A 16093-nucleotide genomic window follows, 5' to 3' on the forward strand; every position below is an offset into this window, starting at 1 on the left:
AACTATTTTTTCCTTTTAAATGCAAGCAGATTAAATGTAATTGCAGCATTGCTAATTTTTTTGCCCTGCCTGCAACGCAAAAACACCGTTGAGCTGCTTATAGCTAAGCAACTATCTACTTAAGCCCGCGTTAATGCTTTCCCATAATCAAAACCGCGGTCGAAAGCTTTAAGATTAACGTCGATAGTGCTTTTGGGTACCGAATCTTCAACTGCTTTACGGATGGCTTGAGGGTCAACTATATTCGTTATAGCAGCAAAAAAACCGACCATAACAATATTTACCACCAATTTTTTACCCAATTCTTCAGCGATACGAGTGGCCGGGATTTTATAAACTTGCGCACCTTCTGGCACAGTTTGCGGTTTAACTAATTCTTCTTCAATTATTAGCGTACCACCAGGAGCGACTTCTTTAGAAAAACGATTGTAGGCATCTTGTGACATAAGCACCATAATATTTGGCTTGGTCACATACGGATATAAAATGCGCTCAGAAGAAACCACTACTTGGGCACTACAGGCACTACCGCGCGCTTCAGGACCAAACGCCTGCGTTAAAGTCGCTTCTTTATTATCATATAACGCGGCAGCTTTGCCGACGATTATCCCTGAGAGAATAACGCCTTGACCACCAAATCCCCCAAGCTTAATTTCGTCTCTTGACACCCTCTTCTCCATATTTGCCTGGCACCAATTATCTATTTTACCTTTGCAAGGTGCTTTACAGGCGCATAGCTAAAGATAAACACTTAGCCCTCTGGATAAGGTTGATAGCTAGCACCAATAGTTTGAGAAAAACGCGCGTTCATAGATTCTAAAAACGTTGGCCGTTCTTTATTAACAAAGGTACCAACAGTAATTTCATCTTGAAAATCTATTTTTATCTCACGCGTATCAGCATTGTTGTTGATCACTGATTTCTCGACATAATATTTCATCGCATCAAGACCATCACCCAGCTTGTTACGACGTTGATATAAAGTCGGACATGGGGAGATGACTTCAATAAACCTAAAGCCTCGTTTGTTTAACGCTTCACGCATACTTTTGGCTAATTGATTAACATGAAATGTTGTCCAGCGCGCCACATACACTGCACCTGCCGACTCAGCGAGATTGGGTAAATTAAATGGTTCTTCAAATTGTCCAAAAGGAGCGGTGGTAAACTTTGCAGACGCAGGCGATGTTGGGCTAACCTGGCCACCGGTCATGCCGTAAGTGAAGTTGTTAACACATATAACTAAAAGGTCCATATTGCGACGTGCTGCATGAATAAAATGATTGCCGCCAATGGCAATTAAATCGCCTTCACCAGAATAAACTACAACATTTAATTCTGGATTAGCTAGCTTAAGGCCAGTGGCAAACGGAATAGCACGACCATGAGTAGTATGAAACGAATCAAAATTTAAGTAACCTGAAACGCGACCACTGCAGCCAATACCAGAAACGATAGCAGTTTTTTCAAGATTTACTTTCGCTTGTTTAAGCGCACGCGCAAAAGCATTAACACTAGTGCCAACGCCACAACCAGGGCACCAAATGCTAGGCATGCGATCAAGACGCAGCATAGCATTTACAGGATTTTGTTCTTCTTTGACGCAGTCACAATAAAAAGCATTTGCGTCATTATCAACTTTCATTTTAGTGCTCCTTTAACCCTTTGCTGCTTTAATAATAGCCGCAGCAATAACTTCGGGTTCATGCACCTCACCGCCACCATGGCCAACCAAGATAGCCGGTGCTTTGCCTGCAGCAACTCTTTGAACTTCTAAGACCATTTGTCCGTAATTAATCTCAGGCACCACAAATGCTTTAACTTTACTAGCTAACTCACGAATGCGTTGCTCAGGAAACGGCCAACAAACAATCAGCCTTAATAAACCAACTTTAACGCCTTGCTCACGAGCTATAGTAATAGATCGACGTGCTACTCGTGAAGTAATCCCATAGGCAACAACTATCACTTCGGCATCTTCGATATCGACTTCTTCGCAACGCGTAATCTGATTTGCATTAAGTCTGATTTTATTAACTAAACGATGAACCAATTGTTCTTGGATATGTTGATTCATAATTGGATAGCCACGCTCGTCATGAGTTAGGCCGGTAACTAAAATTTTATAACCATCACCAGCTTTGGCCATATCCGGAACCATGTCAGATGCTGGCTCAAATAATTTAAAGTCTTGTGGTGACTTTTTAGTAAAACGTCGTTCAGTTACCTGAATATCTTTTGCTTCAGGAATAACCACACGTTCAGTCATATGACCAACGACTTCATCCATCATTAATAACACCGGCACACGCCATTGTTCTGCTAAGTTGAATGATTCTATAGCAAGATCAAAACATTCTTGTGGTGAATCTGGCGAAAGTGCAATTATTTCATAATCGCCATGCGAGCCCCAACGCGCTTGCATCATATCGGCTTGCCCTGGCTGAGTTGGTAAGCCGGTTGACGGACCACCGCGCTGTACATCAACGAAAACACATGGAGTCTCAGTCATTGCCGCTAAACCAATATGCTCCATCATTAGCGAAAAACCTGGCCCTGATGTGACCGTTAATGCTTTCTTGCCAGCCCAAACCGCACCTTGCAATGCTATCGAAGCCGCAAGCTCGTCTTCCATTTGAATGAAAACACCGCCCATATATGGCATTCGCGAAGCAATACGCTCAACAACTTCGGTTGAAGGGGTAATAGGATAACCAGCCGCAAAACGACAGCCTGCTGCAAGTGCGCCTTCACATGCTGCATGATTGCCATCGATATAATGCGAGCCGGTGAGGACACCCGCCGGATCTGCACTCATAGTATTATTGGCCCTTGTTTTTCACCATAACGGCGAAAATGCTAAAATCTGGACAAAACCGACCGCATAAATCACATCCAGTACAATCATCAGGTCGAGCTACTATTGGGGGATGATACCCTTTGGCATTATAAGCCTGATCAAGCTCGAGACATTTTGTGGGACAAAACTCAACACAAAAGCCACAACCTTTGCATTTTTCACGGTCGATATAAACAACACCGCTAACTTTTTTATTTTTTTTTGTCCCCGCCACTTCAGACACACTTTCAGTTGCTGATTGTGTGCTTTGCGTAGGTTGCAACATAATTTTTGACACTCCACATCCCTTAAACAATAACCTAATAGCCCTGGCTTAGTGTTGCCACTAGGGGAGTTAAAAAATTTAAGACTCTGCACTTCTTAAGAGTTTTTTAGCAGTTGCCCCTTATCTCTGCCCTATAAATATTGTCAAGCCAATGACAATAGGCGCAAAAATAAAGTTAGGGTCCTTTTGGTAAAATAATAACTAACTATTAACGTAAGCAAGAGTTTTACAAATACTATATTAATTACCAAAATCACTTAACCTGCTGATTTTAAAACAGTAAACAAGTCTAAATACCTTCCTAATTGTGAAAATATTAAAAACGATTCATAGACACGAAATCTGGCACTACGTCCCATAGCAAAGCGTTGACCAGGCGAGCATAACATTCCAGCCAGATGACCCGCTATTTCATCACTATCGGTAGGATCATGAGTTAGACAACCATCAATTCCATCTCGTATTTGCTGGCGTATACCAACTGCTCGAGTTCCCAAAACTGCATGCCCCTTCCACATCGCTTCAGTTACGGTTAGGCCGAAGCCTTCGCGTAATGAGTTCTGCACTACTAGGCTAGCACAATACTGCAATGCGTTAACAATAAGCGCATTTTCTCTTCTAGAAGTCATGGGCAATAATAATATTGCGATATCTGTCTTTAATAGCTCATCAAGAGAAAGATAACTCTGCATAATTTCATTAAATACTTCTTTGCCTTCAGGGTCATCTGAAACTCCTCGTGGGTCAGGACCTGCAAAAATCAAGCGGCAAAGCTCAAGGCGTTGCTGGTTGCGGGGGGATAGTGCACTTTTACGACGTGGAGTTTCTATTTTTTTAAGTTTAACAAACGCATCAAGTAATGGCTTGAAGCCTTTCAATCTATCCCAACGCGACACCTGTAAAATAATTGGCCTGAAAAGCAGACCAATTTCACCTGGTGGCACAATATCACCATTGGGTTGTATTCGACGTACTAATTCATTAAATGGCTCGGTCAAAAGCGGCTCATACGGTGTCTGGCACCCGCTATTACAAAGAATACCAACCATCTTATGCACCGTAAGTTCTCGATTTTTATGAGAATTTGGATCAATCGCAGGATAAATCAGCATAGCATGGTCAGCCAAATAACTAGGAATATATTCAGGCGCTGAAAATACTGTGCGGTCGTACTCACTCAGAAATGGTTGTAAAAATCGCCATGCTGCACGAGTAGCGGCATTGCGTTCATCGACACCTATATGACAACGCCAAACAGTATGAACCGGAACAAGCTTTTTTAAAATACCAGCCATAGCCACCGGCTGAGGGTCATGTACAATGATTGTATCGCCTGGCTTGATATGGTGTGCTAATTGTTCGGCATTATCACGCCCGACTTCGGCAAGTAGTTGAGCATCTTCACTGCTTAAATCTATGCCAGCTTCAATTTGACCATGTAATAAATTATGCAATCGCTTGGTTAAGCGAAAAAATTCTGGTCGATCTGAATCAATAACTGCCCAGCGGGCTGCTATGCCTAATTCGTTAAGTAACTTAAGCATTGTCGGCATCATTTCGGCGACACCGCCGCCTGTAGCGGTCGAATTAATCATCCAAACCGTTCCTTGAAATTGACGTGTCGCCAGAGCCGCTTGCTGAGTTAATCCACGAACAATTGCAGATAAACGAGCGTCAGCACTATAAACATCAAGAGCGACTTTGCCACTTTGCTCTGGTTCGACCAATTTCAGCATTAAAAACCTCCAGTTCAAGGTGTGGCTATAAAAATCAATAACTACATATTAATTAAGCATAGCCGCTACTTATGGAGTCTGCTAATTTTGATGAACAAATTCACGATTTAATTTCAATTCTGACTTGCACTTCGCATCTCATAGTGGGAAGGCTCTATCAGCGTTTATTTTTATAATTCCTTGTTTGTGAAGAAAGGAGAGCGAAAAATGAAAAAACAATTACTCGCAAACGCAATTTTACTGACGACAGTGCTGGCTTTAGCCACGTGCTCAAAATCTTCACCACAATCAGCAGAAGAGGAACAGACGACTGCTGTTGTTACTGATGAAACGGCAACTTCCGCCGAAGCAAAAGATAATAAAATTGGTGGAACAGTGTCTGTTCTTGGTTTATGGGGCGGTGCTGAATTAGAAATTTTTAACAATCTAGTTAAACCATTTGAAGAACGCACAGGTATAAAAGTTGAATACGAAGGCACTCGTGACCTTGATGCCGTGTTAACCACTCGTGTTGAAGCAGGTAATCCGCCTGATCTGGCTGTATTGCCAAACCCCGGAAAAATGGCTGAACTCGCACGTAGCGGTAAACTTATCGATCTTAGTAGTGTTATCGATATGGCTAAAATGAAAGAAGCTTATGCTCAGAGTTGGATAGATTTAGGTAGTGTTGATGGCAAACTTGTCGGTATTTTTACTAAAGCTTCACTTAAAGGCCTGGTTTGGTACAACCCCCAAAATCTAAAAGAGGCTGCTATTGAAATACCCGAAAGTTTTGACAAACTTATCGAAGTATCAAAAGTCATTGCTAAAAAAGGCAAAAAACCTTGGGCAATTGGTGTTGAAAGCGGCGCTGCTAGTGGTTGGGTTGGTACAGACTGGATTGAGAGTATTCTACTAGGCAAGTATGGAGCACAAAAATATGTAGAGTGGTATAAAGGCAAACTCGCGTGGACCAGTGACGAGATGAAATCTGTTTTTAAAATGTGGGGCCAAATCGTAACCGATAAAAAGATGGTATATGGTGGCAAAAAATATATTCTTGCCACTAACTTTGGTGAAGCTTTTATTCCAGTATTTAAATCACCCTCAAAGGCCATGTTTCACTTTCAAGCAGCTTTTATTCAAAGCTTTATTCAAAAACAATTTGCTGATCTAAAACCTGGCAGTGATTACAATTTCTTTGCACTGCCACCGGCTGATCCGCAAAATGCGAATGCTATCGAAATTGCCGGCGATCTTTTTGGTATGCTCAAACAAACACCACAAGCTGCAGCGTTTATTGAATATATGACTTCTCCAAAAGCACAATCATTCTGGGTAAAAGCAGCAAATGGTATTTCACCTAATAAACAAGTTTCATTAGATGACTATCCAGATCCTTTAAGCAAACATGCAGCAGAAATAATGACCAAAGCTGAAGCTACAGTCTTTGATGCATCCGATATGATGCCAGGTAAGATGAATAATGAATTCTGGTCTGCCATTTTACACTACATAGAAAAACCCGCAAAACTTAATAGTATTCTTGAAAGCCTCGAAAAAGTACGCAAAGAAGTATACAAACAATAATAATTTAAATACATATCATTAAGACACGGGGAGCTAACATATAACTCCCCGTGTTTATCTACGGTTTATTGCTTAACCTCATGTTTTGAGGTTCATTATGAGCATCACGAACCTGTTTTGGGTAACCATCGCTGTAGTAGGCGTGCCCTTTATACTCTGTATTTACCTGATAATTAGTGAGCGAAGTCTCAATCTATTAGCATACAAACAACGTAATCGTTTACGACCTTTATTTCTATGCTGTTGCCGCTAATGATATTTTTAGCTCTGCAAAAATATTTTGTAAAAGGTATATTGGCTGGATCAATAAAAGGTTAAATAGAATTTTTCACACTTTTTCAGCGTCAAAGTCAAAATCACGCGGTTTCCTCAATAAACAGGACTAACTTTTAAAATTTATAATTTATCTCTGTAAGTATTTATGCGATGAGTTAACTACAATAGTGTTTTTGTTTAGGAGAGTTAAGTGAGGCTTTGCTCATTTATTTTAATCACTTTATTAGCAGCATTAAAAGCATACGCTGCAATTGAACCACAGGGACCATTGCCTGAAGTTCCTAAAGCTACAGAAGCTCAACCCACTCCTGTTCTTACTAAAGCACCAGAGTTACTGACATTTATTAAAGCTGAATATCCCCCTGAATTTTTAGCTAGTGGTAAATCTGGGGAAGTACTCTTATTTATTGATATCAATGAAGAAGGTCTCGTTGATAATGTAGAAATACAATCTGCCAGTGAACCGGCCTTTGGTGATGCGGCAATGTCAGCGGCTACAAATTTTGTATTCTCTCCCGCTGAAGTTGATGGCAAACCAGCAGCTATTCGTATTGAGTATCGCTATACATTTGTTCCGGAACTCCCTAAAGAAAAAAAACCACAAGCTGAAAAACCCGCAGAGCCGCAACCAATTACATTCTCTGGTACAGTACGTGAAGCTGGGTTGCGCAAACCTATTGCAGGTGCAGTAGTAGAAATTGATGGTAAACCGGTGGCAGAAACTGACGCAGAAGGTAAGTTCGCGGTACGTGGCTTGCTACCTGGCAAATACAAAGTACGTGCTCTGAGTCGTAATCATCGTCCCTATGAAACTAATGCAGAAATTACGGCTAACGAACGCCTTGAACTATCACTTTACTTAGTAAGACAGTCAGGTGACCCATTTGAAACTGTGGTACGCACTCACAGCCCACGCAAAGAAGTTGCACGGGTAGAACTACAACGCAAAGAAGTTGAGAGAGTACCAGGAACATTTGGTGATCCTGTACGAGTACTCGAAAACTTGCCAGGACTAGCTCGTGTACCAGGTGGTCTTGGTGGTGCACTTTTAGTGCGTGGCACACCGCCTGCTGATACTGCAACCTTTATTGATGGCGTTCAAGTACCTTTGCTCTATCACTTTTTAGGGTTAACCTCAGTTATCAATCCAGAATTTCTTGAAACGATTGATTTTTATCCTGGTGGTTTCGGGGCTCAGTACGGTCGGGCAACTGCAGGTATTGCTAATGTAAAAAGCCGCAGCATCATTTGTGATGATTGGCATGGCGTTGGTGAAATTAGTGCTATGCAATTGAAAGCTTATGTCTGTGTACCCGCTGGAAGTTGGTCTTTAGCAGTGGCTGGGCGTCGTTCATTTATTGATTTCTTTCTACAATCTATAATCGATAGCACCTCATCAAATGAACCCGGGCAAGGTAGTTATACCGTTTCCCCGGTTTTTTGGGATTATCAATTAAAAGCGAGCCGTCGCCAAGATAATCATGCTATTGATATATTTGCTTTTGGCTCAAACGACCGCCTAAAACTATACCAAAGCGGATCTGCCGAAGACGTTAATGTCAATTTTGGTATGCATTTAGCTTTTCATCGGTTACTTTTACGCGACCGTTGGCAAATTGATGAACAAACTACATTAACAACATCATTAACCCCAGGTATTGAATACCAAAATTTTATAATAACTTCCGATACTGGTGCTGATAGCAATCAAAAAATCTATATCTATTCATTAGAATTTCGTGTTGACTTTCAACATAAGCTAAACGAAAAACTCGTTTTAAATGCAGGCATTGATCATCAATTTGGACAAGGCAAAGTTGATTTAGAATTTCCGTTCACTACTGATTTACGCCGCTATCCTAGTCCAGTATTTGATTACACTAAAAATCAGTCTTATACCTCAGATGGTTATGGCTATCATCAAGGTTACTGGATAGAAGGTGTTGCCATGCCACTAGCTGAACTTAAATTAACTGGTGGATTACGGTTTGATCGTTATGATTATTATCATACCCAGGCTTTTATGTTGCAACCGCGCTTAAGCACACGCTATGAAGTTCGCAAAGGCACAACACTAAAAGCAGCATATGGTATGTACGAAAAACTTCCTGGGCCTGAATATCTGCAACCAAAATTTGGCAATCCAAATTTAAAACCAGAGCAATCGCATCATTTCATTGTAGGTTTTGAACATGAATTTACCGATTTAATAAATATTGATGTGCAAACTTATTATAATTTACGGCGTAACCTGCGCTCCCCTACTCCCTTGGTTAAATATGATAACGGTAAAGCAATTCCACAAATTTGGGATAATGCTGGCAGTGGGCGTGCTTACGGTCTTGAAATTTTACTACGTAAATTGGCAACTGCCGATGGAACATTTTATGGATGGGTATCTTATACACTCTCACGCTCTTTAGAACGTGAACGAGATAAACCTGTAACAACAGCATCAGGTACATCAACTACATATCGCGATGATGATTTTGCTACTAAAGAGCATTTGGTATTTTTTGATCAGACTCACATTCTGACCATTGTTGGTCAATGGACATTACCTTGGGGATTTGAAGCAGGTTTTCGTTTTCGTCTAACTTCAGGTAATCCTTATACCCCGCTTAATTCTGGTAGAGCTAATTGGGATGCTGATGCAAATGTCTATCGCCTTAATACTTCAACACTTAAACGTTTATCACAGCGTATGCCTACATTTACTCAATTAGATATTCGCATCGACAAAAATTTTATATTCGACCTCTGGAAATTGTCAGTATTTTTAGAAGTCATAAATGCTTACAACACAAAAAATGTTGAATCTTATCTTTATGATTATCGTTATCGTGAGCGTGCCGCTTTTAGTTTCTTACCGGTAGTACCGCTTATTGGCGTAAGGGGAGAATTCTAATGCGATATATTCTTTTTGTTTTCATTTTTATCATTTCAGCTTGTGATCAAAATCTACCCCAATATTCAAAAGTTGAAGATCTGCGCATCATTAGTATGCAAGCAGAGCCACCGACTTATCTTTTTGACCAACCAGATGCAGAACTCACGTTTAATGCCTTAGTATTAGATCCTCGTGGTGGCCCGGTTGACTATACCTGGAGTTTCTGCCCAGTAGAATCTACTCTGGCTTGTGATGATTTTGAAGAATTAGTTACTCAATTTCCTGAAGATATACAAGCAACATTAAAAACCGCACGACAAATAACTTTAAGCGGCACAGCATTGCCAAAACCCGAAGCTTCGGATCTTCCTGCTCATGAAGCTATGCGTCCCTACGACATCCCAGCATTTACTCTCACAATTGAACAACTCACTCCATTAATAAATTATTTTGCAGCTATGCAATTTGGACTAGGAATGGGGATTTGGCCATCAGCGATACTCGCTTTAAGCCGTCAAGGGGAACAAGTATCAGGTTATAAAAGAGTTGTTGTCACTGTTGCCGACTTATATGCCTTTAATGATCACCTGCAATATCTTCTCGGCTATTCATTCTGCCCACCTGACCAAAGTGACGCTACTAATGATTGTATTGCTTGGCATCCTGAACTTGTTGCTAACCACAACCCTATATTTGATCAATTACAATGGTCTTCAGAAAATACGACTTTCGCCACTTGGGAAGATATTCCAACCGATGTTCCGTTACATATTCAAACTGATTCAGAAATAAGAATACTGCCAAGCTTTACTACTGAATCTTCCGAATCATTTGAATTGTTACAGACCGATTTACAATCAAGAACAGTGCAAGTCATTGCTTCTACTGAAGAGATCTCTGTGGCATGGTTTGTTACTTACGGAAAAATTAAAGAAGAACTAACCTGGCCTAAGTTCACCAAAACACTCGATACCATATATACTGCACCTAAGACACCACCATTGTATACCGATGGTCTAGCCACGCTATGGCTTGTAGCTCGTGATCACCGCGGCGGTGAAAGCTATACGCATATAGACCTAATTATTGATCCCTAATGTACGTAAAATAAAAACATTACCGTCGAGTGTGAAGTTGATGATCACGCCAAGCATCACGTCCTTCATTTAAGCTTGTAATTAACTCGCGGCAATCTTCATCATCCTCAAGCAAACTAGAGTTTAGAGCCTTTATTACATCTAAAATACGCTCGCATAATTTTATGCTCTCGTTAGCAAAGGCATCTAATCTAATCGTTGATGGCTCAATAACATATTCCTCGACTTCATTTTCACTACCTGCAAAAAAAGAAAGCTCAACGCTATCACCAGCGGGCATGAAAGCATAACAGTGTTCACTATTTCGTAAAGCTACTGTTTCTGTATCGCCACCTAAAACCCATGGTAGTTTACTTATCCATTGAGAGCTTAAACGCAATAATGGATCAGAATAGTCACTGTTATAAGTTTCACCGTCAAAAATTGTTATAACGGCACCTTTGATATCAGATGCTTGCGAAAACGCACCTTTATATTTCTCGATATCGGCAAGAAGTGTATCGGCATCAACTGCCACGTCATCAATGTGGATTATAAAATCTAGTGCGACCTTCATAGTAAGGTTTTTTTTATATGTTGCCTACAATGTCCCCGAAAATTAAGAATGTATCGAGCTTACGAGATAGCGTCAAGCTTCAGCGCTAATACAATACACTCTCAGAATAAAAAAATCTTAAGAAATGTTGTTTTAAGAATAGTCAACCATGTGCCCTCTTAATCATTTGCTAATTTGCTAATCGTACCTGCTTACAATGTTGAAATCTAGCCCCTTCTAGTATTATCCCGTTAGGAGCACAATACTCTGTGAAAAAATGCTTAATTTTATTAATATCAACGTCAATTTTATCTCCTGCTGGTGATCTTTTAATTAGTGCACTGATCAACCAGGAAGTCCAAGATTCAAACGTTTCATTACTAATTGTAAATCATGCCAAGCCAAACGTTTATCGGTAGGATTACGTAATAAATAGGCGGGATGAAAGGTTGGCATTACTGAAACACCTTGATATTCGCGCCAAATACCGCGTAAACGACTAATTGGCGTCGATTCGCCTAAAATTGTTTGAGCCGCAACGCGGCCAAGCAATATGATCGTTTCTGGTTGTATTGCTCTTATTTGCGCCTGCAAAAATCCTAAACAAGCTGCAATTTCATCAGGTTCAGGATCACGATTATTTGGAGGACGACATTTGACAATATTAGCGATATAAACTTCTGAACGTTTTAAGCCCATTGCAAAAATCATACGATTAAGCAATTGCCCGGCAGCTCCTACGAAAGGCTCACCTTGCAAATCCTCGTCCCGTCCAGGGCCCTCACCTAAAAAAAGCAAGCGGGATTTGGGATTTCCCGTACCAAAAACAATATGAGTTCTATGCTGAAAAAGTTTGCATTTTGTACAGTTTTCAATCTCTTTAGATATCGCTGCTAATTCGGTTGGTTGTGTAAGGTCTGCTGAGACATCTAATCCTATTAAGCCAAGCTCCCCTTGAAACGTGAGAAAATCACGTAATGCTGCGGCAAAATCATTTATTCCATTCATCATAGACATTTACTTGCGCTAAAACCGTTATCATTTATTAACGTCTAGTACTTTAAAAAAAGTATATATGCAAAAATATGATTAATTACTACTAAAAACATAAACTTTTCACCTAGTTAGAAAAAAATAAAATATTGATCAATCATAATAACCTGTAAAGCATCATAAATTATATTTTTGCTTCCTCTTCCCCCCTGGTTGTCGCTTCGCTATGTTATGGGTTATTTAGTATGGGGGTAACTGCTACGGAGTACATTGACAGTGATCAGTACGGTAGAGAAAGTACTCTTTCTTAAAGGAGTCGACCTATTTAAGGCAATTCCTGGCGAAGAACTCTCAGAAATTGCTGCTATTACTGAGGAGGTGGAGTATGCCGCCTCGCAAGTCATTTTTCGTGAGGGTGATCATGGCGATGCTATGTATCTGATCGTAGATGGCAGTGTTAAAGTACACTCAGGAGAACAAGTATTCGCGACTCTTGGTTTACGCCAATGTTTTGGTGAAATGTCTATTCTTGATGCGCAGCCACGTTCAGCTACTGTCACAGCTTGTGATGACCTTACTCTACTAAAAATTAAACGCGATGATTTTGCTGATATTTTAGCAGAAAAACCTGAGATATCACAGGCAATTATTCAAGTACTAACCAGACGCCTGCGCGAAACAAATAGACGGTGATTTAATGAATTCAATTCTTTATTTGTTAATACATAACAAAATACTGGTGCAATATGAGTGATGCAAAAAATCCCATATCACCAACTCCCTCTATGACAACAAAGACTTATAAGCCGTCAAAAATTGGCATAATTATACATAAACAATACTGCAAATTTCTATGTTATATTTTTGGACGCTTATTTGCCGCTATTGAATATCCTATAGCAACAGCTACGAAAATGCGTGAGCTAGCAAAAGATGGCACTATTATATATGTGGCACGCGCTAATACTGGAATAATGAGTTTGTATTTTAACCATACATTGTCTACTTTAGACCTTCCTCTCGCACAATTCATAGGGGGAACTAGTCTTTCTTTTTGGCGGCTACTTTTAATTTTTTGGAGACGTTGGTTGCCGCGTTTTCGCTTTTGGTCACCATTTAAAGTTCCTCCTCCAGAAATCTTAATGCGTGACAAAGTAATACAAGGTAATCCGGCCTTATTATTCATTCGCCCATGGACGCAACGACGCGCAAAAAAACGCCACAATTACTTGCAAGCACTTATTTCGGCACAAAGAAAAAGCAATCGTCCAATCTATGTTTTGCCGCATGTGTTTGTACATCCATCCCAAAGTGGAGCTGTATACGGTCCAATTGGTAGCCGCATATTTGGTGCAGGACGACGAAATGGACGCTTACATGAACTTGTTATGCTGTTATTCAATCCAGGTAGGATAAATGTCAGAGTTAGTGATCCTATAGATCTAAAAGCAATGCTAACAGCATCGCCTGATGCAGATGATATGCATTTAACTAGGCGTCTTGCACATGAGATTAATCGCTCGTTTGATGAAGAAGAGCGAGTTGTAGTCGGCCCTAATCTCTCAACTATCGAAAAAACAAAGCGTCATGTCTTGCGATATCCACTTGTGCGAGAAGCAATTAATAAACAATCGGCTGCTCGCAATGTTGATAATCTTGATCTTGAATTAAGAGCTGAACGTCTATTTTATGAAATTGCTGCTCGTTATAATACTCATTTAATCCGGTGGTTCGCATTTATCATGCGGTTTATTTTTAACCGAATATACGATGGGATAATTGTAGATGAAGCTGGACTTGCTCATGTCCTTGAGGCTGCACGAAAAGGGCCGTTAGTTTTTTGCCCATCGCATAAAAGCCATATCGATTATCTAGTTCTCTCATCTTTATTATGGCAACGAAGCATAACTCCGCCCCATATAGCTAGCGGAGTTAATATGTTCTTCTTTCCCATGGGTTTTATATTTCGTCGTGCTGGTGCTTTTGCTTTGCGTCGTACTTTTCGCAATGATGATTTATATCGTGCAGTCTTTAGCTCATATATTATTGAACTTGTACGCACTGGAACCTCTATTGAATTTTTTCCTGAAGGTACACGCAGTCGTTCAGGCAAACTCGCTCCGCCCAAATTTGGCATGCTTGGAATGTTAGTAAACGCTTGGAGATCTGGCGCTCGTAAAGATTTGCAATTTGTTCCTGTTTCCATTGACTATGAACGTATTATTGAAGCTGGTTCATATGAACGAGAACTTATGGGAGCTGATAAAAAATCAGAAGATATTAGTGCCTTATTACGTTCTACCAAAGTTCTACGATCACGTTACGGGCGTGTTCATGTACAATTTGGAGATCCAATATCGTTAGCAGAGTTGGCTAATAAACATGGCCTTTTACAAAGTGATGATCCTACTTATGATGATAAATGGCGCCGTGAAACCGAACGTTTGGGTTACCATATATTACACGATGTTGCACAAATTTGTATGGTTACACCCATTTCGGTCGCAGCTACGGCATTATTAGGACATCGCGGTCGTGGCCTGCCTCAAAGTCTATTACTTGAACTAGGTGAGTCAATTATTGAATATCTTGATTCATCTGCAGCACGTTTATCTGAAGTTATACGGTTACCATATAGTCGAAAATCTGCACTGCTTCATGCCATGCAAGAATTGATCTCGGAAAATTCTGTGCGTGTTGATAGAGCTGGCTATAGCGATAGTGAACCTATTTATAGGGTAAACGAAGAAGCAAGAATTAGACTTAATTTTTATAAAAATGCGGTAATGAATTATTTTGCCCCAGCCGCTTTAATGGCTCGCGCTATTTTACACTATAACTCAACCAGTGTTTCACAAACAAAAATCTATAATGATTCCAAGTTTCTTTCTCATCTATTCAAACGTGAATTTCTTTATCGTGTCGATACATCCTACACAACACATTTTGACGATACCCTCGCCACACTTGCTATTCGAAGTGTCCTAGATGTTCTTGATGAAGGTACGATTATAGTCAAAAATATAAACACGATTAATAATCTTGCTGGTATGCTTGACAGTTTTGTTGAAGCTTATTGGGTAGTAATTCAAACGATATCTGATCTCTATAAGTTTCCTCTTTGGGACAAAGAATTAGCTACTCGTGCTCGTGAACGTGCTCGTCGCTATTATCTCGAAGGTATTATTCGCAGTCCCGAAGCAGCGAGTAACACCCTAATTGACTCTGCATTAAAATGGGCGTTAGATGTTAATATTATCTCAGTTAAAAGTGAGGGAAGGCGACGTCACCTTAAACTTACGAAAGAGTATGAAAGTGAAAAACTAAATAAGCTTGCTGATGAAATTGGCTCGTATCTCCATTATTAGTTACTTTATTCTTAATTCCATTAACAATGCATCTTCATTTTCTTTTTGATAATATCCTTGCCGCTTTCCAGTGGTCCTAAATCCTAATGATTTATATAATGCAATAGCCTTTTCATTACTGCTTCTAACCTCAAGCAATATACTCAATTTTTTCTGAATGTTAGCAAATTGTATGACCACCTGCATAAGCTTTCTTCCAATTCCTTTACGACGTACAGATGGCAATACAGCGATATTAAAAATCTCAATTTCATCAACACTAAGCCTAAATACAATAAAGCCTAATATTTCTCTATTTATTGTATTCTCAGCAATGTAAATCTTCGACCGTGTAAATGAATACTCATCAGTAAATGACTGGTAATTCCAACCGCCACCAATGTTTTGCGAATCTATTTCAACTAAGCTAGCGATATCGCCCTTATCACATTGTCTAATTTCAATATCTTCTAACTTTGTCAGGCAAGCAATACTCATCGGATTGCACCATTAATAATATGTTAA

13 protein-coding genes are annotated in these 16093 nt (G+C 40.0%); 5 read left to right on the forward strand and 8 right to left on the reverse strand.

All coding sequences use genetic code 11. The features are described from left to right. Positions 1-119: 119 nt before the first annotated feature. From JW841_00955 to JW841_00975, 5 genes are all read right to left on the reverse strand, one after another. Entirely contained in the window at positions 120-668 is a 549-nt protein-coding gene (locus JW841_00955; GenBank protein ID MBN1959487.1) for a 2-oxoacid:acceptor oxidoreductase family protein, read from the reverse strand. Positions 669-751: 83 nt separating this feature from the next. Then, a complete protein-coding gene (locus JW841_00960; protein MBN1959488.1) occupies positions 752-1645 on the reverse strand; it encodes a 2-oxoacid:ferredoxin oxidoreductase subunit beta in 894 nt (297 codons plus the stop codon). Between the two features lie 12 nt (positions 1646-1657). Continuing rightward, complete coding sequence (locus tag JW841_00965) at positions 1658-2818, reverse strand: 2-oxoacid:acceptor oxidoreductase subunit alpha (GenBank protein MBN1959489.1); 1161 nt, start codon at positions 2816-2818, stop codon at positions 1658-1660. Between the two features lie 4 nt (positions 2819-2822). Then, positions 2823-3125 (reverse strand): ferredoxin family protein, encoded by a 303-nt coding sequence (locus JW841_00970; GenBank protein MBN1959490.1) that lies wholly within the window; start codon positions 3123-3125, stop codon positions 2823-2825. Between the two features lie 257 nt (positions 3126-3382). Then, positions 3383-4861 (reverse strand): glycosyltransferase, encoded by a 1479-nt coding sequence (locus JW841_00975; GenBank protein ID MBN1959491.1) that lies wholly within the window; start codon positions 4859-4861, stop codon positions 3383-3385. Between the two features lie 207 nt (positions 4862-5068). Here JW841_00975 and JW841_00980 point away from each other — a divergent pair, with 207 nt between their 5' ends. From JW841_00980 to JW841_00990, 3 genes are all read left to right on the forward strand, one after another. Then, positions 5069-6430 (forward strand): carbohydrate ABC transporter substrate-binding protein, encoded by a 1362-nt coding sequence (locus JW841_00980; protein ID MBN1959492.1) that lies wholly within the window; start codon positions 5069-5071, stop codon positions 6428-6430. A 466-nt stretch (positions 6431-6896) separates the two neighbouring features. Then, positions 6897-9614, forward strand: a complete 2718-nt coding sequence (locus JW841_00985; GenBank protein ID MBN1959493.1) for a TonB family protein — start codon at positions 6897-6899, stop codon at positions 9612-9614. After that, positions 9614-10693 carry a hypothetical protein gene (locus JW841_00990; GenBank protein MBN1959494.1) on the forward strand — a complete coding sequence of 360 codons (1080 nt, stop codon included), beginning with the start codon at positions 9614-9616 and terminating at the stop codon, positions 10691-10693. Before JW841_00985 ends, JW841_00990 begins: the two co-directional genes overlap by 1 nt. A gap of 19 nt (positions 10694-10712) precedes the next feature. On the opposite strand, the gene JW841_00995 is transcribed toward JW841_00990, so the two are convergent. After that, positions 10713-11249 (reverse strand): hypothetical protein, encoded by a 537-nt coding sequence (locus JW841_00995; GenBank protein MBN1959495.1) that lies wholly within the window; start codon positions 11247-11249, stop codon positions 10713-10715. A 324-nt stretch (positions 11250-11573) separates the two neighbouring features. Further along, positions 11574-12239, reverse strand: a complete 666-nt coding sequence (locus JW841_01000; protein ID MBN1959496.1) for a uracil-DNA glycosylase — start codon at positions 12237-12239, stop codon at positions 11574-11576. A gap of 258 nt (positions 12240-12497) precedes the next feature. Here JW841_01000 and JW841_01005 point away from each other — a divergent pair, with 258 nt between their 5' ends. Together JW841_01005 and JW841_01010 are read left to right on the forward strand one after the other, a co-directional pair. Then, positions 12498-12914 (forward strand): cyclic nucleotide-binding domain-containing protein, encoded by a 417-nt coding sequence (locus tag JW841_01005; protein MBN1959497.1) that lies wholly within the window; start codon positions 12498-12500, stop codon positions 12912-12914. A 92-nt stretch (positions 12915-13006) separates the two neighbouring features. After that, positions 13007-15589, forward strand: coding sequence for a 1-acyl-sn-glycerol-3-phosphate acyltransferase (locus JW841_01010; GenBank protein MBN1959498.1), 2583 nt, complete (start codon positions 13007-13009; stop codon positions 15587-15589). On the opposite strand, the gene rimI is transcribed toward JW841_01010, so the two are convergent. Further along, a complete protein-coding gene (gene rimI, locus JW841_01015) occupies positions 15590-16066 on the reverse strand; it encodes a ribosomal protein S18-alanine N-acetyltransferase (protein MBN1959499.1) in 477 nt (158 codons plus the stop codon). It abuts the gene before it with no gap. Between the last annotated feature and the right edge of the window lie 27 nt (positions 16067-16093).

Source organism: Deltaproteobacteria bacterium (assembly GCA_016931625.1).
Lineage (GTDB): Bacteria > Myxococcota > XYA12-FULL-58-9 > XYA12-FULL-58-9 > JAFGEK01 > JAFGEK01.

Coding starts and splice junctions, on each gene's coding strand:
- JW841_00960 (MBN1959488.1), bottom strand. CDS start 1,645: ATGAAAGTTGATAATGACGCAAATGCTTTTTATTGTGACTGCGTCAAA.
- JW841_00965 (MBN1959489.1), bottom strand. CDS start 2,818: ATGAGTGCAGATCCGGCGGGTGTCCTCACCGGCTCGCATTATATCGAT.
- JW841_00970 (MBN1959490.1), bottom strand. CDS start 3,125: ATGTTGCAACCTACGCAAAGCACACAATCAGCAACTGAAAGTGTGTCT.
- JW841_00975 (MBN1959491.1), bottom strand. CDS start 4,861: ATGCTGAAATTGGTCGAACCAGAGCAAAGTGGCAAAGTCGCTCTTGAT.
- JW841_00980 (MBN1959492.1), top strand. CDS start 5,069: ATGAAAAAACAATTACTCGCAAACGCAATTTTACTGACGACAGTGCTG.
- JW841_00990 (MBN1959494.1), top strand. CDS start 9,614: ATGCGATATATTCTTTTTGTTTTCATTTTTATCATTTCAGCTTGTGAT.
- JW841_00995 (MBN1959495.1), bottom strand. CDS start 11,249: ATGAAGGTCGCACTAGATTTTATAATCCACATTGATGACGTGGCAGTT.
- JW841_01000 (MBN1959496.1), bottom strand. CDS start 12,239: ATGATGAATGGAATAAATGATTTTGCCGCAGCATTACGTGATTTTCTC.
- JW841_01010 (MBN1959498.1), top strand. CDS start 13,007: ATGACAACAAAGACTTATAAGCCGTCAAAAATTGGCATAATTATACAT.
- rimI (MBN1959499.1), bottom strand. CDS start 16,066: ATGAGTATTGCTTGCCTGACAAAGTTAGAAGATATTGAAATTAGACAA.